This window comes from Chryseobacterium sp. R2A-55, assembly GCF_021401085.1.
GTDB lineage: Bacteria > Bacteroidota > Bacteroidia > Flavobacteriales > Weeksellaceae > Kaistella.
In genome coordinates this window covers 133,345-152,308 of sequence record NZ_JACBFP010000001.1, presented here as the reverse complement: position 1 = coordinate 152,308, position 18,964 = coordinate 133,345, and the positions used below count along the sequence as shown (strand labels likewise).

At 40.9% G+C, this 18,964-nt stretch carries 19 protein-coding genes; 10 read left to right on the top strand and 9 right to left on the bottom strand.

The window, feature by feature from the left end; all coding sequences use genetic code 11:
• The first annotated feature begins 3 nt into the window (after positions 1–3).
• The 6 genes from L0951_RS00670 (at position 4) to L0951_RS00645 (ending at position 5,437) form a co-directional block, all read left to right on the top strand.
• On the top strand, positions 4–1,401 hold the full coding sequence (locus L0951_RS00670) for a bifunctional UDP-3-O-[3-hydroxymyristoyl] N-acetylglucosamine deacetylase/3-hydroxyacyl-ACP dehydratase (protein WP_234108653.1): 1,398 nt from the start codon (positions 4–6) through the stop codon (positions 1,399–1,401).
• On the top strand, positions 1,402–2,193 hold the full coding sequence (gene lpxA / locus L0951_RS00665) for an acyl-ACP--UDP-N-acetylglucosamine O-acyltransferase (RefSeq protein ID WP_048499926.1): 792 nt from the start codon (positions 1,402–1,404) through the stop codon (positions 2,191–2,193).
• Between the two features lie 57 nt (positions 2,194–2,250).
• Entirely contained in the window at positions 2,251–2,814 is a 564-nt protein-coding gene (efp, locus tag L0951_RS00660; protein ID WP_234108652.1) for an elongation factor P, read from the top strand.
• 75 nt (positions 2,815–2,889) lie between these two features.
• The gene (locus L0951_RS00655; protein WP_234108651.1) at positions 2,890–3,792 is read left to right on the top strand and encodes an LpxD N-terminal domain-containing protein; all 903 of its coding nucleotides are present in this window, start codon (positions 2,890–2,892) and stop codon (positions 3,790–3,792) included.
• 82 nt (positions 3,793–3,874) lie between these two features.
• Complete coding sequence (gene sucD, locus L0951_RS00650; protein WP_234108650.1) at positions 3,875–4,747, top strand: succinate--CoA ligase subunit alpha; 873 nt, start codon at positions 3,875–3,877, stop codon at positions 4,745–4,747.
• A 21-nt stretch (positions 4,748–4,768) separates the two neighbouring features.
• Positions 4,769–5,437, top strand: a complete 669-nt coding sequence (locus L0951_RS00645; protein WP_234108648.1) for a porin family protein — start codon at positions 4,769–4,771, stop codon at positions 5,435–5,437.
• Positions 5,438–5,530: 93 nt separating this feature from the next.
• On the opposite strand, the gene L0951_RS00640 is transcribed toward L0951_RS00645, so the two are convergent.
• The gene (locus L0951_RS00640; protein WP_234108640.1) at positions 5,531–6,733 is read right to left on the bottom strand and encodes an aminotransferase class I/II-fold pyridoxal phosphate-dependent enzyme; all 1,203 of its coding nucleotides are present in this window, start codon (positions 6,731–6,733) and stop codon (positions 5,531–5,533) included.
• Between the two features lie 155 nt (positions 6,734–6,888).
• Between L0951_RS00640 and L0951_RS00635 the strand changes: the two genes are divergently transcribed.
• Positions 6,889–7,350 carry an Lrp/AsnC family transcriptional regulator gene (locus L0951_RS00635; protein ID WP_234108637.1) on the top strand — a complete coding sequence of 154 codons (462 nt, stop codon included), beginning with the start codon at positions 6,889–6,891 and terminating at the stop codon, positions 7,348–7,350.
• A 3-nt stretch (positions 7,351–7,353) separates the two neighbouring features.
• Here the strand turns inward: L0951_RS00635 and L0951_RS00630 are convergent, their stop codons facing one another.
• From L0951_RS00630 to idi, 4 genes are all read right to left on the bottom strand, one after another.
• Positions 7,354–8,322, bottom strand: coding sequence for an alpha/beta hydrolase (locus L0951_RS00630; RefSeq protein ID WP_234108636.1), 969 nt, complete (start codon positions 8,320–8,322; stop codon positions 7,354–7,356).
• A gap of 171 nt (positions 8,323–8,493) precedes the next feature.
• Positions 8,494–9,132, bottom strand: a complete 639-nt coding sequence (locus tag L0951_RS00625) for an alpha/beta hydrolase (protein ID WP_234108635.1) — start codon at positions 9,130–9,132, stop codon at positions 8,494–8,496.
• Between the two features lie 736 nt (positions 9,133–9,868).
• Positions 9,869–11,164, bottom strand: coding sequence for a tyrosine--tRNA ligase (gene tyrS / locus L0951_RS00620; protein ID WP_234108634.1), 1,296 nt, complete (start codon positions 11,162–11,164; stop codon positions 9,869–9,871).
• A 175-nt stretch (positions 11,165–11,339) separates the two neighbouring features.
• Positions 11,340–11,849, bottom strand: coding sequence for an isopentenyl-diphosphate Delta-isomerase (gene idi / locus L0951_RS00615; RefSeq protein ID WP_234108633.1), 510 nt, complete (start codon positions 11,847–11,849; stop codon positions 11,340–11,342).
• A gap of 277 nt (positions 11,850–12,126) precedes the next feature.
• Here idi and L0951_RS00610 point away from each other — a divergent pair, with 277 nt between their 5' ends.
• Positions 12,127–12,528: a phosphoheptose isomerase gene (locus L0951_RS00610; RefSeq protein WP_234109326.1), complete on the top strand. Its 402-nt coding sequence runs from the start codon at positions 12,127–12,129 to the stop codon at positions 12,526–12,528.
• A 1-nt stretch (position 12,529) separates the two neighbouring features.
• Positions 12,530–13,489, top strand: coding sequence for a D-2-hydroxyacid dehydrogenase (locus L0951_RS00605; RefSeq protein ID WP_234109325.1), 960 nt, complete (start codon positions 12,530–12,532; stop codon positions 13,487–13,489).
• Between the two features lie 249 nt (positions 13,490–13,738).
• On the opposite strand, the gene cysK is transcribed toward L0951_RS00605, so the two are convergent.
• The 3 genes from cysK to L0951_RS00590 form a co-directional block, all read right to left on the bottom strand.
• Entirely contained in the window at positions 13,739–14,671 is a 933-nt protein-coding gene (gene cysK, locus L0951_RS00600; RefSeq protein WP_234108631.1) for a cysteine synthase A, read from the bottom strand.
• A gap of 27 nt (positions 14,672–14,698) precedes the next feature.
• Complete coding sequence (gene epsC, locus L0951_RS00595; protein WP_234108629.1) at positions 14,699–15,514, bottom strand: serine O-acetyltransferase EpsC; 816 nt, start codon at positions 15,512–15,514, stop codon at positions 14,699–14,701.
• Between the two features lie 117 nt (positions 15,515–15,631).
• Positions 15,632–16,000: a hypothetical protein gene (locus L0951_RS00590; RefSeq protein ID WP_234108627.1), complete on the bottom strand. Its 369-nt coding sequence runs from the start codon at positions 15,998–16,000 to the stop codon at positions 15,632–15,634.
• Between the two features lie 301 nt (positions 16,001–16,301).
• Between L0951_RS00590 and L0951_RS00585 the strand changes: the two genes are divergently transcribed.
• A complete protein-coding gene (locus tag L0951_RS00585) occupies positions 16,302–16,673 on the top strand; it encodes a hypothetical protein (RefSeq protein WP_234108625.1) in 372 nt (123 codons plus the stop codon).
• Positions 16,674–17,289: 616 nt separating this feature from the next.
• Here L0951_RS00585 and L0951_RS00580 read toward each other — a convergent pair.
• Positions 17,290–18,891 carry a S8/S53 family peptidase gene (locus L0951_RS00580; protein ID WP_234108623.1) on the bottom strand — a complete coding sequence of 534 codons (1,602 nt, stop codon included), beginning with the start codon at positions 18,889–18,891 and terminating at the stop codon, positions 17,290–17,292.
• Between the last annotated feature and the right edge of the window lie 73 nt (positions 18,892–18,964).

Below are 18,964 nucleotides of genomic sequence, written 5' to 3'. Positions count from 1 at the left end.
CTAGTGAGTGATAAACAAAAAACATTAAAAGAGGAGGTTTCACTTTCAGGGATCGGGCTTCATACAGGTCATGAAGTAACGCTCACCATCAAACCCGCCAAAGAAAATACCGGTTTTGTGTTTGTGAGAACAGATTTGGAAGGAACCCCACATGTGGAAGCAGATGTGAATTATGTGACCACTACCGAACGTGGAACAACGCTGGAAAAGCTGGGTGTGAAAATCCACACCTGCGAACACGTTTTGGCAGCACTTGTTGGATGTGATGTGGACAATGCGATTTTGGAACTTAATAGTGCAGAACCACCAATTATGGATGGTTCATCCATATTTTTTGTGGAAGCTATTGAAAAGGCCGGAATTATTGAGCAGAATGCCAATCGGGAATATTTGGTCATCAAAGAAGTACTGAATTACATTGAACCTTCCACCGGTTCAGAACTTACCATCATTCCTTCGGATACTTATGAAGTAACCACTATGGTAGATTTTGGTACTAAGGTTTTGGGAACCCAGAACGCCACGTTGAAGGATATTTCGGAATTTAAGGAAGAGATTTCTTCCGCAAGGACTTTCAGTTTCCTTCATGAGCTGGAAATGCTTCTGGATGCAGGTTTAATTAAAGGTGGAGATATTTCAAACGCAATCGTTTATGTGGACAAAGAACTGACTCCGGAAACGGCAGAAAAACTCAAAAAAGCCTTCAATAAAGAACAGGTTTCAATTCGTCCAAATGGAATTCTGGATAATCTAAATCTTAACTTTCCAAATGAAGCCGCCCGACACAAATTATTGGATGTGATCGGGGACTTGGCTTTGGTCGGCGTGAAACTAAAAGGAAAAGTCATCGCAAACAAACCAGGGCATTTCGTGAATACCCAGTTTGCGAAAAAATTAAATAGACAGTGGAAATTGCAAAAGAAAAAAAATGTCCCGGATATCGACATCCATAAAGAGCCGGTTTTCGACATCAATGGTATTATGAAATTGATGCCGCATCGACCTCCGTTTTTATTAATCGATAAAATACTGGAATTATCTGATTCCCACGTGGTTGGGTTAAAGAATGTAACCATGAACGAGCCATTCTTCGTGGGGCATTTCCCGAAAGAACCTGTCATGCCAGGAGTTTTGCAGGTGGAAGCATTGGCGCAAACCGGTGGTATCTTGGTGTTGGCAAGTGTTCCCGATCCAGAAAATTACTCCACTTATTTTATCAAAATCGATAAAGTGAAATTCAAGAAAAAAGTGGTTCCAGGAGATACAATGGTTTTTAAAATAGAACTCATTACTCCCATCAGAAGAGGGATTGTGCACATGCAGGGATTTGGATATGTTGGGGACAGTGTAGTGGTAGAAGCAGAATTGATGGCTCAAGTTGCAAAAAATAATCCGGACTAAATGGTACATCAATTAGCTGCCGTTGACAAACGTGCAAAAATCAAGAAAAACGTTATTGTAGAGCCATTCACCACCATTGCGGGTGATGTGGAAATCGGGGAGGGAACCTGGATCGGACCCAATGTGACCATCATGGATGGCGCCAGAATCGGTAGAAATTGCCGTATATTTCCGGGAACGGTCATTTCAGCGATTCCCCAGGATCTGAAATTTGATGGCGAAGATACTCAGGTGATCATCGGTGATGGAACCACCATCAGAGAATGTGTTACGGTGAATAGGGGAACAAAAGCACTCGGCTACACCAAACTTGGAAAAGACTGCCTCATTATGGCGACTTCTCATATTGCGCACGATTGCGTTATCGGGAACAATGTGATCATCGTGAATGGCTGCGGAATCGCCGGTCATGTGGAAATTGGTGACCACACCGTGATGGGTGGACTTTCAGCAGTGCACCAATTCGGAAAAATCGGAAAACACGTGATGATTTCCGGTGGAACTTTGGTGAGAAAAGACATCCCACCTTATGTGAAAGTAGCTAGAGAACCGATGTCTTACGCCGGAATTAATTCTGTAGGGTTGAGAAGAAGAGGCTTCACCAATGATAAAATCTTCGAAATCCAAAAAATATACCGAGCGATTTTCCAAATGAAGATGAACGTTTCACAGGCTTCGGCATTCATTGAGAAGGAAATGCTTCCAACCGCCGAAAGAGACGAGATTTTGGAATTTATCAGAAATTCCCCAAGAGGAATCGTAAAAGGTTACGGAACCGGGAAGGATTCATAAATATTTGATATTCAAAATTTTAAATAAATAAAAACAAACATTAACTCAATTTTTTAGATGGCAACAAGCAACGATATCAAAAAGGGACTTTGCATTGAATACAGCAACGATATCTATAAAGTAATCGAATTTTTACACGTGAAACCGGGAAAAGGTCCTGCTTTCGTGAGAACTAAACTGAAATCTGTAACCAACGGAAAAGTGATCGACAACACTTTTTCTGCAGGTCACAAAATTGATGAGGTCAAAGTGATCACCAGAAAATTCCAGTACCTTTATGAAGATGACAACGGTTTTCATTTTATGAATAATGACGATTTCTCTCAAATCTACATCAACAAGGAGATGATTGAAAACGCTCAGTTCATGAAAGCCGGAGAAGAGGTGACCATTATTTTGAAGGAAGCCGATGAAACTCCACTTTCCGCAGAAATCCCACCAACCGTTTATCTGGACGTCATCGAAGCGGATCCAGGTGTGAAAGGAAACACCGCAACCAATGCTTTAAAAAATGCTATCGTAGAAACCGGAGCAAGAGTTATGGTTCCTTTGTTCATCGAACCTGGCGACAGGATTAAAATCAATACCGAGGACGGTTCGTACTTGGAACGTGTAAAATAAAATTGCAGGAGGTTGAAGGTGGGAAATGTAGATTTTCTTACTCCCATCTTCCATCTCTCATCTTTCCTCTAAAAAATGACTTTCAAAAATCCTCAAAATCTCAAAGCGATTGCAGAATTAATCGGTGCCAAAATGATTGGTGACGTAAATATTCAAGTTTTAGGCACTAATGAAATCCACATGGTGAAACCGGGTCAAATCGTGTTTGTGAATCACCCGAAATATTACGATAAAGCACTGAGTTCCCCTGCAACCATAATTCTTATTGATAAGGAAGTGGATTGTCCGGAAGGGAAAGCATTGCTGGTTTCTGAAGATCCGTTTAGGGATTTTAACAAAATCAATACTCATTTTACCAGAATATCCAATTTCACTGATGAACTTCATGATGTGGAAATCGGTGACGGAACGAAAATCCATCATTCCGCAGTCATCGGAAATGATGTGAGAATCGGAAAAAACTGCCATATTTTCCCGAACGTGGTTATTGGTGACAGAACGATAATTGGTGATAATGTCATTGTGCAATCCAACACGGTTTTAGGTGGCGATGCCTTTTACTACCGGAAACTGAACGGGGATTTCGATCGCTTGATCTCGGTGGGAAATGTGGTTATTGAAAATAATGTGGAAATCGGAAACGGATGCACTATTGATCGTGGAGTTACGGATTCTACGATTATTGGCGAAGGTTCTGTGCTGGACAATCAGATCCAGATTGGCCACGATACCGTAATTGGGAAGAAATGTTTGATTGCTTCGCAAACGGGAATTGCAGGTTGCTGCATCATTGAAGATGAGGTCACCATTTGGGGACAGGTCGGGATGGCTTCCGGAGTCCGAATCGAGAGCGGCACCGTGCTTTTGGCAAAATGCGGCGTAAACCGTGATTTGAAAAAGGGAACTTATTTTGGCCCGATTGCAGAGGAATTTAAACAATATTTAAGAAAAGAAGTGAGGCTTAAGAATCTGAAATAGGCTTGAATATTCACAGGATTTCAATTTTTATTAAGTAATTTTGTACTTATTTAAACTTTAAAATAAACATAAAAAATAAAAAATGTCAGTATTAGTAAACAAAGATTCAAAAGTAATCGTACAGGGTTTTACAGGAAATGAGGGAACTTTCCATGCAGGTCAAATGATCGAATACGGAACCAATGTGGTGGGTGGAGTTACTCCCGGAAAAGGCGGTTCCGAGCATTTGGGGAAACCAGTTTTCAACACCGTTGCTGAAGCAGTGGAGAAAGCGGGAGCAAATGTTTCAATTATTTTCGTACCACCTGCATTTGCTGCAGACGCGATTATGGAAGCCGCAGAAGCGGGAATCAAAGTCATCGTTGCCATTACAGAAGGAATTCCGGTGGAGGACATGGTGAAAGTTAAATCTTACATTGCTGACAGAGATTGCAGATTGATCGGACCAAACTGTCCGGGAATTATCACTTCCGATGAAGCAAAAATTGGAATTATGCCAGGATTTGTTTTCAAAAAAGGAAAAGTAGGGATTGTTTCCAAATCCGGTACTTTAACTTACGAAGCTGCAGATCAGGTGGTTAAAGCAGGTTACGGAGTTTCAACTGCAATCGGAATCGGTGGTGACCCCATCATCGGAACTACAACGAAAGAGGCTTTAGAACTTTTCATCAACGATCCTGAAACAGAAGCTGTAGTAATGATCGGCGAAATCGGTGGAAATCTGGAAGCTGAAGCGGCAAGATGGTACAAAGCAAGTGGTTCCAAAAAACCTGTCGTTGGATTCATTGCCGGACAAACCGCACCGAAAGGAAGAACCATGGGACACGCCGGTGCCATCGTAGGTGGAGCCGAAGATACCGCACAGGCGAAAATGGCCATCATGAGGGAAAACGGAATCAATGTGGTGGACTCACCCGCTGAAATCGGTTCTACCGTTGCCAAGGTTCTAGGCTAATAGAAACAAAAACACACAATCATGAAAAAAATTTTAATGGCTTCGGGGCTTTTTGCATCAGTTTGCTTATTTGCGCAGATTGATTTGAAAAGTACACGATTTGGATTAACGGCAGGTGCTACTTACTCCAGGGTTAGCAACGCACATAATCCCAGTGGACCACGTTACTCAATTTATGCAGGTGTATTGGCGCAGATCCCAATTGGTCAAAATGATCAGTTCTATTTGCAGCCAGAGGTTGAATATTGGGGTGCCGGAGAAACCGGAAAAGACAAAAATGCTCAGTCAACTAAAGGTTATGATGCGGTGTATGCGAACAATTATATCAGTGTTCCGATCTACTTCAAAGCATATCTGTCAGAAGCAGAGTCAGAATTTTTCGCGATAGCCGGTCCAAAATTCAATATCCTGATTGATCAGAAGGTCACGGATCCAAGTAAACCGTATTATGCGGTAGATCAATTGCCGGAATATCCCGGAGTTAACGGAAAAGCTGCAAGCCTTAACTTTGCCGTGAGTGTAGGTGTGGGTTATTCCCTAAAACGCCAGCTGGAACTCACTGCGCGTTATGATATTGGTCTTAGCAACACCTACAAAGGTTTGATGGGTGAAGCGGGATCAGATCCAAATATTTCAAAAGGTAAATCCGAACAAGTTTTAAGTGTCGGTTTGAGCTATATTTTTAAATAGATTTTCAATCATCTAAAAAATCCCGCCTGAAAAATTCTGGCGGGATTTTTTTGCTAAAGTGAAATTTCATTTGTCTGTCGATTGAATGCAGTTTTAAAGTAAACCAACCTTCGTCATGCAAGCGTTCATTTTTTCGTAAGTTCTTTTGATGTCGTGATCCAGACCTACTGAAAATCTGATCAATCCATCAGAAAGCCCCATTTCCATCCTTTCCTCCTCTGGAATTTCTGATGAAGTGGAAGTTCCGGATGCGGAGAACAGAGTTTTGTAGAATCCCAGACTCACCGCCAGATAACCCAGGTTTTCGTTTTGCATCAGTTCCATCAGTTCGTTGGCTTTTTCTACCGTCTTCACATCCAAAGTCAGCAAACCGCCAAATCCATATTCGGTATGCATTATTTTCTTGTAAAGTTCGTGGCTTTTATGAGTCTTCAATCCAGGATATTTCACGATCAGTCCGTCTTTTTCGAAGTTTTCGGCTAGGAACATAGCGTTCTCACTGTGTTTCTTCATTCGGATGTGCAGCGTCCTCAAATTCTTCAGAATACTTGATGCACGCAAACTGTCCATAGTGGGACCAAGCAGCATGCATGCTCCCGTGTTCACGCTTTTCAAATCATTGATGAATTGCTGATCGGCACAAATTACTCCCCCCACTGTGTCACTGCTTCCGTTGATGAATTTCGTCAAACTGTGAATGGTAATGTCGGCTCCCAGCAATTGTGGCGAAATCGAAAGTGGCGAAAACGTGTTGTCCACAATTAATTTTAAATTATGTTTTTTGCATATTTTAGAAAGCGCTTCTATATCGGCAACTTCCAATAGTGGATTACTTACTGATTCGCAATAGATTACTTTGGTGTTTTCGTTAATGGCTGCTTCCACTTTTTCCAGATTGGTAATATCCACAAATGAAGTTTGGATATTGAAATCCGGTAAAAAATTCTTCATGAACGCATAAGTTCCGCCGTAAATGGTTCTGCTGGAAACAATGTGGTCTCCGCTTTTGCAAAGTTGAAGAAGGGTAGAAGTGATGGCGCCCATTCCCGAGGCGGTTACATTTGCACTTTCGGTTCCCTCTAAACTGGCAAGTGCTTGAGCGAGATAAAGGTTACTTGGCGAAGAATGTCTGGAATAAAGATAGCAACCGTCTGTATTTCCTTCAAAAGTGTCGAACATTGTTTTGGCAGAAAGAAATGTGTAAGTAGAACTGTCTGAAATAGACGGGTTTACACCGCCGAATTCTCCGAAAAACTGCAAATCCTGAATATTGTTTGCTGCATTGAAAGTTTCCATTGTTTTTGATTTATTAATATGGTAAATATGAAGATTATTAAAATTTAAAACAATGATTTATTATTTATTCCGAATATAGATTGGATTTTATTTAATTTTGTAGATTTAAAAATTATATTCTTTAAATTTACATCGTATTTCCAAATATTATTCTGATGAACATCGACGAAAAAGATAAAAAACTGCTCATTTTGCTTCAGCAGAATTCCAAAAAAACCACTAAAGAGCTCGCCGATCAATTGCAAATGTCGGTCACAGCAGTGTTTGAGAGAATCAAGAAACTGGAAAGAAACAGGATTATTTCAAAATACGTCGCATTGGTGGATAAAAAGCTGGTAAAGCGCGACTTCATCGTCCTTTGCCATGTGAAATTATCACAGCATACCAAAGAACACATCACCCATTTCGAACGGGAAATCGTGAAGTTTCCCGAAATTTTGGAGTGTTTCCATGTGAGCGGCGATTACGACTATATCCTAAAGATTTGCCTTGAAAACATCGAGGAATACCGGGAATTCATGGTGACCAAACTCACCTCCATGCAGCATATCGCAAGTACGCACAGTTCATTTTCCATTAAAGAAGTGAAAAATTCCACGGTCATTTTTCCGGGTTGATTCTTAAGGAAAAAGCCAGGAAAAAGCTGCCGGAAATTCCTTCGACCAGTAACGCTCGGAATGGGTGCCGTAATCGTCAAACTTCGTATGGATGTTTTTTTTGGGAACTCCCTTTTTTATTAAAAGCTGAATTACTTCTTCCACATCCGAAATCATTTCGGGAGATTCTTTTTTTCCCGCGAGGAAATAGAATTTCGTCCTCTTTATTTTCATTGGATTTTTATGGACGAAAGAAACCAGATCCTTTTTGGAAAACCAAAAGCTAGGGCTGAAAACTCCCAGTCTCCCAAATTGATCTGGGTATTTCATGCCAGTGTAGAAAGAAATCAGTCCGCCCATTGACGAGCCGATCAACCCTGTGTTTTTTGCCTTTGGCATCGTTCTGTAGGTTTCGTCGATATGGAGTTTCAAAGTTTTTGCCAAGAAATCTGCAAAGAGGTCTCCTTTTCCGCCACCATATTTTGGGTTGTTCCATGCGGAATACTCATTCAAGCGCTCAGTTCCACCATTCTCTATCCCCACGATGATGGCGTTTCGTTTTCCGTTCACAAAAAGTGAATCCATGGCTTCATCCACTTTCCATTCGCCGGAAAATGAAGACGATTCGTTGAAAAGATTCTGCCCATCTTCCATGTAAATTACGGGGTATCTTTTCTTGGTGGTGGAATAATCTTCCGGGAGGTAGATCCAGATTCTTCGGGTTGTCTTAAGCTGGGGAATCCAAAAATTTTCGCTAAAAAGCTTCACATTCACTGACGCGGTATTCCGTTTCGGCTGGGTTTTTTCCCAGGAAAGAATTTGGTTGTCAATGTTTTGCGATTTTCCCTTAAAAATAAATATTCTATTTTCTCGACCGTTTCCGTTTTCGTCTCCTTCTGCGGTTTCCCAACTTCCACGGGTGAATTTGTATTCCACTTTTCCTGAATTTTCGGGAATCTCAACCGAATAATTTCCTACACTGTCCTTTTTCAATTCAAATTTCGGATCATTCGGATTCCATCTATTCAGCGATGATGCTAAAAAAATTCTCGCATTTCCCGGAGTGTCACTTGGAATAGACGAAATTTTCAAAAGTACCTGACTATGAACACCTGAAAAAATAAAAAATAAAAAAAAGAAAAGGAATTTGTTCATTACCGAAATCTAACTCTTAAAAAACTCCATCAGATCCATATAGTTTTTCTGGTTCACACCATGTCCGCTCATGTATTCGCGGAAGGAGAAATAGCAACCCAAATCGTAAAGTATTTCCGTAGCTTTTCTTCCCCATTCCAGAGGAATTACCGCATCTTCTGTTCCATGTGAAATAAAAAATCGGAGTTTTTCGAGTTTCTTTTTGTCTTTTGAAATGTTTTCAAGCAGTTTTTCTTCAGGATAGCAACTCATACAGGCAACCTTGGAGAAAAGTTCGGGGTTTTTCAGCGCCAGTGAAAAACTAAGAATCCCACCCTGTGAAAATCCGCACAGATGGGTTTCGTTTTCGGTCAATCCGTAATGGTTAGTTATTTTTAGGATATTTTCCAGGATTACCTTTTCAGATTCTTTCGCCTGATCCAGATCAATTCGGTTTTCCTCATTCATCAAATCGATGTCGTACCAAGAAAATCCGCCATAAGCCGTGGAATGTGGTGCCCGGAAACTCACCACGAGCCAATCTTCGGGTAGAGTAGGGACGAATGAGAAAAGGTCTTCCTCATTGCTTCCATATCCGTGAAGTAAAATTAAAAGCGAAATTTTCGGGTTGATATTTTGCGGTTCTCGAACCAAGTATTGTAAATCCATTGAACAAAGATAAGGATTTTTGCCTCCGATTGGAAGGTGGCTTTTTCAATAGTAATGGGTGGGAACAATTCCAAAAACTATGATAAAAAAGCACTAAATTCGGTCAAAATATATACTGGTTATTTTATAATTATTTCATGATAATGATGTAAAATCATTATTTACTAAAATAACTGTTTTTATGCATAAAATGTTATATTTATCAGGTAATTTTCATAAATAATCAACGGGTCTATTTCCATTTTGATTCACACTTCTGGTTTTGGTGCCTATTTTTTCAGTTCTTCAGCAAATATTCAATCATGTCGATATTAACTTTAAGTACAATAGTTTTTAACATTTGATTAATAGTTGGTTATAAAAATTAACTGAAAATAACTTTAAATAAATTTAAGCCGCATTCAGTGGAGATTTTGACTTAATTTTGAATTTTTTAAATAATTGATCAAAAAAAACATCAACGGTTGCCAATTATTAAGATTGAAAATTTTTAAAATCATAGAAATTAAATTTTATAAATCGATAATGAATATCAATTTAAAAATCTATAAAAAAATTCATATTCATTTAAATTTTTTTTTTAATTTTCGTCAAGAACCGGAGGTGTTTTCTCACAAAAAAAGCCAGAGCAAAGTCTGACTTTATTATTGTATTTCGTTGGTTTTACCAGAAATCTATTTCTCGGTTTCTAATTTGGCTCGCGTAATTTCGCAATTCCTTCCGATTGCTGTCGGGATCAAATTGCTTTCACAATAAAGTAATTCTTTTTTCCTTTTTGGACCAAAAGAAACTTACCGTCAATCAAATCTTTTTCAGACGCTTCAAAATTCTCGCTTACTTTTTCTTTGTTTATGGAAATTGCATTTTGCTGAAGTTCTCTTCTTGCTTCACCCTTTGATTTCAGAAATCCGGATTTTTCAGAGATCAGTTCAACCACATTGGAACCGATCACTTCGTTTCGGGAAATCTCTTTTTGTGGAACGCCTTCAAAAACTTCCAAAAAAGTCGCTTCATCCAGATTGACCAAATCTTCCGCAGTGCTTCTTCCAAATAGGATTTCCGAAGCTTTTACCGCTTTTTCGTATTCTTCATGATTGTGGACCCAAATCGTCACTTCTTCGGCTAACTTTTTCTGGAGTTTTCTTTCGTGTGGTGCGGTTTTGTGTGCTGCGATCAGGTTTTCGATTTCTTCTTTTCCCAAGAAAGTATAGAACTTGATGAACCTTTCGGCATCATCATCAGTTGCGTTTACCCAGAATTGGTAAAATTTGTAGGGTGAAGTCTTTTTTGGATCGAGCCAGTAGTTTTCCCCGCTTTCAGATTTTCCAAATTTGGAACCGTCGGATTTTGTGATTAAAGGTACGGTAAGTGCGAATGCTTCGCCTTGTGCTTTTCTGCGGATTAGCTCGGTTCCCGTGGTAATATTTCCCCACTGGTCGGAACCACCCATTTGCAGTCTCACATTTTTTTCCCGGTAAAGATGCAGGAAATCATAACCTTGCAGGAGTTGGTATGTAAACTCGGTGAAACTCATTCCTTCCGCGCCCCCTTCACCGGTAATTCTTTTTTTCACGGAATCCTTTGCCATCATGTAATTCACGGTGATATTTTTCCCGATATCGCGAATAAAGTCCAGAAAGGAAAATTCCTTCATCCAGTCGTAGTTGTTAACCAATTCTGCCTTGTTTTTGCCTTCGCCATCAAATTTCAGGAACTTGGAGAGCTGATTTTTGAGACAGTCCACATAGTGGTTCAAAGTGGCCTCGTCTAGGAGGTTTCTCTCGTTTGATTTCCCGGAAGGATCACCGATCATCCCAGTTGCACCGCCCACCAAAGCAATCGGTTTGTGTCCGTGTTGCTGAAAATGTGCCAGTATTTTTATTTGTATCAAACTCCCAATGTGCAGCGAATCTGCAGTCGGATCGAATCCGATATAGGCGGTCGTCATTTCCTTGTTCAGCTGTTCATCTGTTCCGGGCATCATGTCGGCAAATAGTCCGCGCCATTTCAGTTCTTCAATAAATGGGTTCATTTTCGTGAGAATTTTTAAGCGGCAAAGATAGGGATTTTTGAGAGGAACTTTGGATGTTCTTCGACTTTGCTTAGGGAAGCACAGGTGTACTTGTTCCGATAATCATCAGAATGGTGGTTTGTGATCAGGTATGAGTCCCGAAACTTTAAACTCGGGAATCTCATTTTGTAAGTCTTTAAAGATGTTCCTTGTATTCCTTAAGGATGATTTTAAACCATTCTGTGAAGTTCTTTGGGTTTTCTGCGAGTTCCCGATCCAAATCTGCCATGGAAATATAGCGGATTTCGGAAACCTCGTCGGGGTTCAGTTGGAAATTTCCATTGTAGGTCCCTGTGAAGACATGGTCGCGCTCGTGTTCCCAAAGATTTCCGCCCACATCGGCTTTGTAGATGAAGTGGAATTTTTCGGTGAGTTCCGCATCAATTCCGAGTTCTTCCTTCAGGCGGCGTTTTGCGCCATCCATATAGGTTTCGTCGATTCTGGGGTGGGAACAGACCGCGTTGGTCCACTGGTTTGGTGAATGGTATTTTTCGGAAGCCCTTTTTTGGAGCAGAATCTCACCTTCGTCATTAAAAAGGAAAACAGAAAATGCACGGTGGAGGATACCGTTTTCGTGGGCCTGCATTTTTTCCATTAAACCTAAAACTTCATCATTTTCCGAGATCAAAACTACCTGTTCTTCCATAGCCTGCAAAATTAAGGTTTAATGTTTAGTTGCGGAAATTTTTGTGAATTTTTAAGATTGGTGTCCGCAAACCAGGGGTTGAAAATGGAAATCCTGAGGTTCCGTAAATTCGGGGCGAGGAATTGAAATCTGCGCTTCCGTAGATAGGTGTAAAGCCCTACCAGGACAGCCGAAATGCACACAAGGCATAGATGATCCAAATCAAGAAATTTGTTGTGGATAATTATACCGCTGGAAACCAATGAAAATTTATAATTTTGCATCTTAAATTTTGATGATGGAACTAGAACATAAGGATCACCTGAGTCCAATATTGAAAGGGAATGTGAAGAATTATCTGATCGATATCGACGGGACGATCACAGATGATATCCCGAATGAGGAACCCGAAAGAATGATTAGCTGCGAACCTTATCCGGATGCTTTGGAAACTATCAACAGATGGTACGACCAAGGACATATCATATGTTTTTTTACTTCCAGAACTGAGAATCTGAAACAAATCACAATGGAGTGGCTGGATAAACACGGTTTTAAATACCACAGCGTTTTGTGCGGAAAACCAAGAGGCGGAAACTACCACTGGATTGACAACCATCTGGTAAAAGCAACACGATTTAAAGGGAAATTCACGGATATGGTGGAGAAACAGGTAAAGATAGAAGTTTTTAATGATTAGTATGAAGGTATTGGCAAATGACGGTCTGGACCAGTCGGGAATTGACGCTTTGAAGAACAAAGGTTTTGAGGTGATAACCCAGAAAGTTCCGCAGGAATACCTGGCGGATTTTATCAATGACAAAAAAATCACAGTACTTCTGGTGAGGAGTGCTACCCAGGTTCGACGGGAATTAATCGACGCCTGTCCATGTTTGGAAATCATTGGCAGAGGCGGCGTGGGAATGGATAATATTGATGTGGATTACGCCCGTTCAAAGGGAATCCATGTGATCAATACACCGTCGGCTTCATCAGCTTCGGTGGCGGAACTGGTTTTTGCGCATCTGTTTTCGGGTGCTCGTTTTTTGCAGGAATCCAACCGGCAGATGACGGTTTTGGGAAATACCGATTTTGCAAAACTTAAAAAATCTTACGAAAAAGGAATCGAACTTCGGGGTAAAACGATTGGAATTGTGGGAATGGGAAGAATCGGCCAGGAAGTGGCGAAGATGGCGCTCGGTCTTGGAATGAAGGTTATCGCCGCGGATAACCAAATCGGGAAAACTTCTATTAAGGTGAAGTTCTATAACAACCAGTTTATCAACGTGGATATTGAGACCGAACCGCTGGAAGGTGTTTTGAGACATGCCGACTTTATTACGCTGCACGTTCCGGCGCAGAAAAATGGTGCAATGATAGGTGAGCAGGAATTCTCGATAATGAAGCATGGAGTGGCGATCATCAACTGTTCCAGAGGTGGGGTGATTGATGAGGATGCTTTGGTTGCAGCTTTGGACAGTGGCAAAGTGGCTTTCGCCGGTTTGGATGTGTTCATCAACGAGCCAACTCCTTCAGAAGCCATTCTGAAACACCCGAAAATTTCGCTGACTCCTCATACCGGAGCTTCCACTTTGGAAGCGCAGGACAGAATCGGGATTTCTTTGGCGGAACAGATTTGCTCTATCTTCCAGGTCCGGTAGTGCTGTGCGAAGTGGGTGACACTTCCGGAAGCAATGCGCCGTCCACAATGATACGATAAATGAAAACCAAATGATCTGGTCAACGCAACTGCATTGATTTTCGTGAAAATAATTTGCCCGAAAGATGTGACGGGAATTAAGCTAAAAATTACTTCGGAAAATATTGAAAATCTACGTTTGTCAGAAATATCAGCAATTATTTTTTTAAAAAAAACCCTGCCTTATGGGACAGGATTTTATTTTTTTGGTTTAAAATTCAAAAACGCTTTCTTCGAAAAGTCCGTCCACCGACCAGTATCTTTCTCCCGTGTCGTAATTGAAGGTTAGGATTTTCGATCCTTCCGGGATTTCGGAAAGTTTTTTGTTGATCGCGGCCAAGGAAGCTCCGGTAGAGATTCCCGCAAGAATTCCTTCCTGTTTAGCCAGTTTTTTGGTGAATTCGTATGCTTCCTCTTTTTCCACCTGAATGGTTCCATCGAGAATTTCGGTATTCAACACCTTTGGAATAAATCCCGCTCCGATTCCTTGCAACGGGTGCGGACCGGGAATGCCGCCAGAAATTACAGGTGAATCTTTTGGTTCCACAGCGAAACTTTTCAGGTTAGGAAATTGCTGTTTCAAAACTTGGGTCACTCCGGTGATGTGGCCGCCTGTTCCCACTCCTGTGATGAGGTAATCGAATCCTTCGGGGAAATCGTTGAGGATTTCCCGAGCGGTTGTTTTCTGGTGGATTTCGGGGTTGGAAGCGTTTTCAAATTGCTGCGGAATCCACACATTGTCGAGGGTATCTGCCATTTCTAATGCTTTTTTCACCGCACCGGAAGTTCCGAGTTCTCTTGGGGTCAAAACAAATTTAGCGCCGTATGATGACATCAGTTTTCTGCGTTCCACACTCATGCTTTCGGGCATTACCAAAACGAGTTGATATCCTTTTACCGCACAAACCATTGCCAATCCTACACCGGTGTTTCCGGAAGTAGGTTCTACAATCAGCGTGTCTTTATTGATTTTGCCTTCTTCTTCAGCTTTTTCGATCATAGAGAGAGCGATTCTGTCTTTGATGCTGCCGCCGGGATTTTGGCGTTCGAGTTTCATCCAAATGTCCACATTATTATCAAAAATAGAATTGATTTTAACGATTGGAGTATTTCCTATGGCTTCTAAAATATTATTAATTTTCATTGTGAGAATATTTATTAAAAATTTTACTTAAATGATGAAATTGATGGGTTCATTCGCCGGCAATTTGTTTTTCACAGTGACCTGCCCTTTGTGAAAGACCACCGAATGCGGAGCTACGCTTTCTGTGATCCAAACATTTCCGCCAATCAGCGAGTTTTCGCCGATTACTGTTTCTCCGCCAAGAATGGTTGCGTTGGCATATATCACCACGTTATCTTGGATGGTTGGATGTCTTTTTTGATGCTTCAAATCTTTCGTTACAGAAAGTGCTCCTAAAGTGACGCCCTGGTAAATCTTCACATTTTTTCCGATGATGGTGGTTTCGCCGATGACGATTCCCGTTCCGTGATCGATAAAGAAATTTTCGTCAATCGCTGCTCCGGGATGGATATCGATACCAGTTTTGCTGTGTGCGAATTCGGTCCATATTCTTGGGATGAGTGGAACATGGTTGATGAAAAGCTCATGGGCAAAGCGATAAACAGCAATTGCGAAGAAACCAGGATAGGAAAACATGACCTCTTCCATATTCTGTGCAGCAGGATCATTTTCGCAGATGTATTGCGCATCTTTTTCGAGCATGCGGTAGATGGCGGGGAATTTCGCAAAGAAAAATTCGCTTTCCACAGCTTCCTGACCTTTCATGACACATGAAAGAATTTCAGTGAACTCTAGCTTGAAGGTTTTCAGCCGTTCCTCAATCTGTGTGATGTCTGAGCAACGGTGGTATTCCAAGAAAAAGATAAAACAGAAAAACCGATCGATAAAATCTTCAGTTTTTCTCTTGTCGATATCAAATTTTCTGTTTTGATATCCCAAATGAAGGTGCTCTGTGAAAGTCATGAAGGGAAGAATTTCAAACAAAGATATGCAAGAATGTAACCAAATCTGTTGATGTAAGTTAAAAAAAAAACGAACCGATTTATGTATTCGTTAGTGTCCGTCACCTTTGATTTTCTGCTATCCAAAGAATCGCTGACCAGGATTTTTCGGAGCAGGTCTTTGCCTTTGTTTTTCTATGACTTTCAAAGGAATCACCAAATCTCCTTCGTGATGTGTACCGGCAAGTGCAGCCAAAGTTTTCTTGCGGAAAGTTTGGTTGTTTTCTGCAGCAGGAATAGGTATTTGAAACAAAAGATTAAAATATTTACGTAATTTTTTACTGATCTGATGATCTTTTTGTAAAATAGATATATATTTGGGATAACGCTGATCTGCTTCAAAGAGTTCGCCTCGATGAAAATATGCGAAAAATATCGCCAAGAAATTACTGGGCAACTGATAAAAATAGCCACTGATTTCGATGCTTGTGATTTTTCCTATCCGCATTTTGTGAATCCACAACAATATGCAATTTGGGATAAGCAGGTTTTTTCGATTTTCAAATAATTGGGAACCTTCTCAATAAATGCTAGAAAAGCACAAAGGATATCTGGAAAACATTGCGTTTATAGAAGGCTTAAAAATTGAATAAAACCTTGGGACTTTTTGCCAACTGATGAAAGATAAGATTGACTGTGAAATCACGGAATGCAGTGCGTTAGAACTTGCTTTTTTTGAAGGATAATAATTATGTAACAGACTTAGAGGGAGTTAATTACAGGACATAAAATATAGAAAAATTTTTAGTATGAAACATAAATATTCGCGTTTTGGAGCAATAGTGCTCTTGTTTTTCTTGGGGAACACTGTGAAATCCCAAAACAAAAATGTGACACCAAAATTAGGTAAATACGGCTGTACGGCCGCAAAGTACAGTGGCGGGTCTTATCAGTATATTCCCAAAGGTTCATTTACCTTAAAAAAAGACGGCACTTATATTTATTCCGGATTTGAGAAGCCCAGTAATGGTAAGTTTAATGTTGATGAAAAGGGGAATCTCCACTTTAAGGGGGGATATCTCAATGATGGAACAGCTGAAAAAATAGATAGGCCCGACAAGTTTTTTCTTGTATTTCCTTCGATTCCGGATCATCGGTGGACTTGCGGCTTAGTGGAATAGTTTGAGTTCAATGGAAGCAGATTTAACGACTGGTTCCCGGCAAGATTTGTTGCTGGAATTTTTGATCTTTTAGTGAAGTAAAGGAATTTATTGCCAGATAGAAAAACGAAAAAAAAGCAAGGATTTTGAACGTAAAACTTCTAGTTTTTGCAGATTTTTTAAGAAAAACCATCCTATGTACAAGGCTGCCTTTTTGGACAGGTTAAAACTAGGGAATTAATTTTAAGAAAAGAAATGTCAAAGGGAAATCATGGTTGACAGAAGCACAAATTTTAAAGGGGCTTCAGAACCAGCAGACAGCAGGAAAAGTGAGAAAAATCTGCCGGGAGGTCGGGATTTCCCGGCAGATATTTCATAATTTTAAGAGCAAGTAAGAAGGGTTAACCCTTTTCGAACTCAAGAGTGTGAAGGAATTGGAATCCAAGAATGTGCGCCTCACGTGGATCGCAGCCGAACGGCAGCGGTTCATCCATATTTTGAAGGAGATCAACTCAAAAAAGTGGTGACACTTTATCATAAGAAGAGATGTATTGCTTACTTGCGGGAGATAAGATCCGAAATAAGTTATGATTAGCTGTCGGCACAACCGACCGTTTTTTTTATCAGCTAAACACCATTATTTCTTAACCAGCTTCTCAATCACTTCGCCTTTATCGGTCTGTATTTTCACAAAATAAACACCGGGACTCAGTTTTTCGATAGGATTTACTTTTTCAGGTTTCAACGTTTGAACTTTTTGACCTAATGTATTGAAAAGTTCCACGGAAATTATTTTATCATTCGTATCGATGGTGAACTTATCAGTTGCAGGATTCGGATAGATCTTTACCGAAGACTTCACCGCGTTTTCACCGGTCGCCAAAGTGATGTTGTTGTAAGCTTGCCCGAAGTTTAAGATTCCCCATCCCAGCTGCGGATTATTGCTTGGATACAGTGAGGCTGTCTGTCGGAGCATATTTGCCACTTCCGCCAAAGGTTTATTTCCGGCGGCCTGGATTAAGCAGGCAACTCCTCCTGCAGCAAGCGGCGTGGCGAAAGAGGTTCCGCTATTTGTGGTCACACTGTTGTTATATCCCATTACGGTGCTTGTTCCGCGTGCGCTTCCATCCGGCTTGATCACGCCCAGTGCATTCGGTCCGTAAGAAGAGAAGCTGGAACTCGAACCGGTAGAAGTCACTGCTCCCACGGTGAACACCTTTTGGTTATCGGCCGGCGTGATGATATAATGCCACGCATTTTGCGCTTCGTTCCCTGCTGCCGCCATTACAAATATTCCTTTTTCAACCGCAATCTGCGCGGTTCTGGCGATAAAAGAAGTGGTGCCGTTCATGTCGGAATACAGCATGTTGTAGCGCGTATCATCGAAATTGTAATATCCAAGTGATGTAGTGATTAGATCCGCACCGTTTCGGTCTGCCTCTTCAGCCGCTTCCGCCCAATAGATCATCTCTTCCGGAATTTCTATTGCCGCATTTTCAGAAGCATACAATAGGAAATCAGCATCGGGTGCAGATCCCACATACTGATTGGTTACATACGCTGCGATGGTTCCCAAACAATATGAACCGTGGTTGTTTAAGTTGGTATTGTAGATATCGGTGCTTTTATTCACGAAGTTGTAGCCGCCTTTGATTTGTCCGTTGTCCCGGATTCTTTGATAAACGGTTCCGGTATTTACCCTCGGGAAACCGGTATCGATCACGGCAATCGTAATTCCAGCTCCCGTAAATCCGGCGATATGCAGCGGACGAAGATTGATCTGGTTGATTTGCGCCAATCCCTGCCCGTAATTGAAATTGGTTTTCCCGATGGACTTGTTGAACTCGTCAAATTTGTTGGTCCCCATAGGTTCGGGTTTGCCGCCATGTTTGATGAATTTTTCCACGGACTGCACGTAAGGTTGCGATTCCAGCAATGCGATTTGAGCGGTGGTGGCATTCACTGCAACTCCATTCATCCATTTTGAATAATCGGTCACCGTGAAACCCAGATTTCGTACATTTTGGATATAGGTGGGTTCAATCGGCGCATCCTGGTCGTTTAACGCAATCCCGTATTTAATCCTTCTGTCCAATGATTTCTGGTTGAGTTCAGTAAGTGGATTTGCATAGAATGCGGCTCTGTTCGGTTTGTCTTTAAAGAAAACGAAGACCAACTCGGTTTGTGCACTGACCAAGGTAAAAACCGACAAAACAAGGAGTATAAATAATTTTTTCATGAAAATTTAGATATGAGTTGTTGCACCAAAAATAAGAAAAATGCTGAAATCAATCAGCATTTTTCCCTTATTA

Bases quoted from the DNA above. Each gene is read 5' to 3' on its own strand.
- L0951_RS00585 (WP_234108625.1), top strand. From the start codon at position 16,302: ATGAAACATAAATATTCGCGTTTTGGAGCAATAGTGCTCTTGTTTTTC.
- cysK (WP_234108631.1), bottom strand. From the start codon at position 14,671: ATGAAAATTAATAATATTTTAGAAGCCATAGGAAATACTCCAATCGTT.
- sucD (WP_234108650.1), top strand. From the start codon at position 3,875: ATGTCAGTATTAGTAAACAAAGATTCAAAAGTAATCGTACAGGGTTTT.
- L0951_RS00605 (WP_234109325.1), top strand. From the start codon at position 12,530: ATGAAGGTATTGGCAAATGACGGTCTGGACCAGTCGGGAATTGACGCT.
- L0951_RS00610 (WP_234109326.1), top strand. From the start codon at position 12,127: ATGGAACTAGAACATAAGGATCACCTGAGTCCAATATTGAAAGGGAAT.
- L0951_RS00635 (WP_234108637.1), top strand. From the start codon at position 6,889: ATGAACATCGACGAAAAAGATAAAAAACTGCTCATTTTGCTTCAGCAG.
- efp (WP_234108652.1), top strand. From the start codon at position 2,251: ATGGCAACAAGCAACGATATCAAAAAGGGACTTTGCATTGAATACAGC.
- epsC (WP_234108629.1), bottom strand. From the start codon at position 15,514: ATGACTTTCACAGAGCACCTTCATTTGGGATATCAAAACAGAAAATTT.
- L0951_RS00590 (WP_234108627.1), bottom strand. From the start codon at position 16,000: ATGCGGATAGGAAAAATCACAAGCATCGAAATCAGTGGCTATTTTTAT.
- lpxA (WP_048499926.1), top strand. From the start codon at position 1,402: ATGGTACATCAATTAGCTGCCGTTGACAAACGTGCAAAAATCAAGAAA.
- L0951_RS00580 (WP_234108623.1), bottom strand. From the start codon at position 18,891: ATGAAAAAATTATTTATACTCCTTGTTTTGTCGGTTTTTACCTTGGTC.
- L0951_RS00625 (WP_234108635.1), bottom strand. From the start codon at position 9,132: ATGGATTTACAATACTTGGTTCGAGAACCGCAAAATATCAACCCGAAA.
- tyrS (WP_234108634.1), bottom strand. From the start codon at position 11,164: ATGAACCCATTTATTGAAGAACTGAAATGGCGCGGACTATTTGCCGAC.
- L0951_RS00655 (WP_234108651.1), top strand. From the start codon at position 2,890: ATGACTTTCAAAAATCCTCAAAATCTCAAAGCGATTGCAGAATTAATC.
- idi (WP_234108633.1), bottom strand. From the start codon at position 11,849: ATGGAAGAACAGGTAGTTTTGATCTCGGAAAATGATGAAGTTTTAGGT.
- L0951_RS00645 (WP_234108648.1), top strand. From the start codon at position 4,769: ATGAAAAAAATTTTAATGGCTTCGGGGCTTTTTGCATCAGTTTGCTTA.
- L0951_RS00640 (WP_234108640.1), bottom strand. From the start codon at position 6,733: ATGGAAACTTTCAATGCAGCAAACAATATTCAGGATTTGCAGTTTTTC.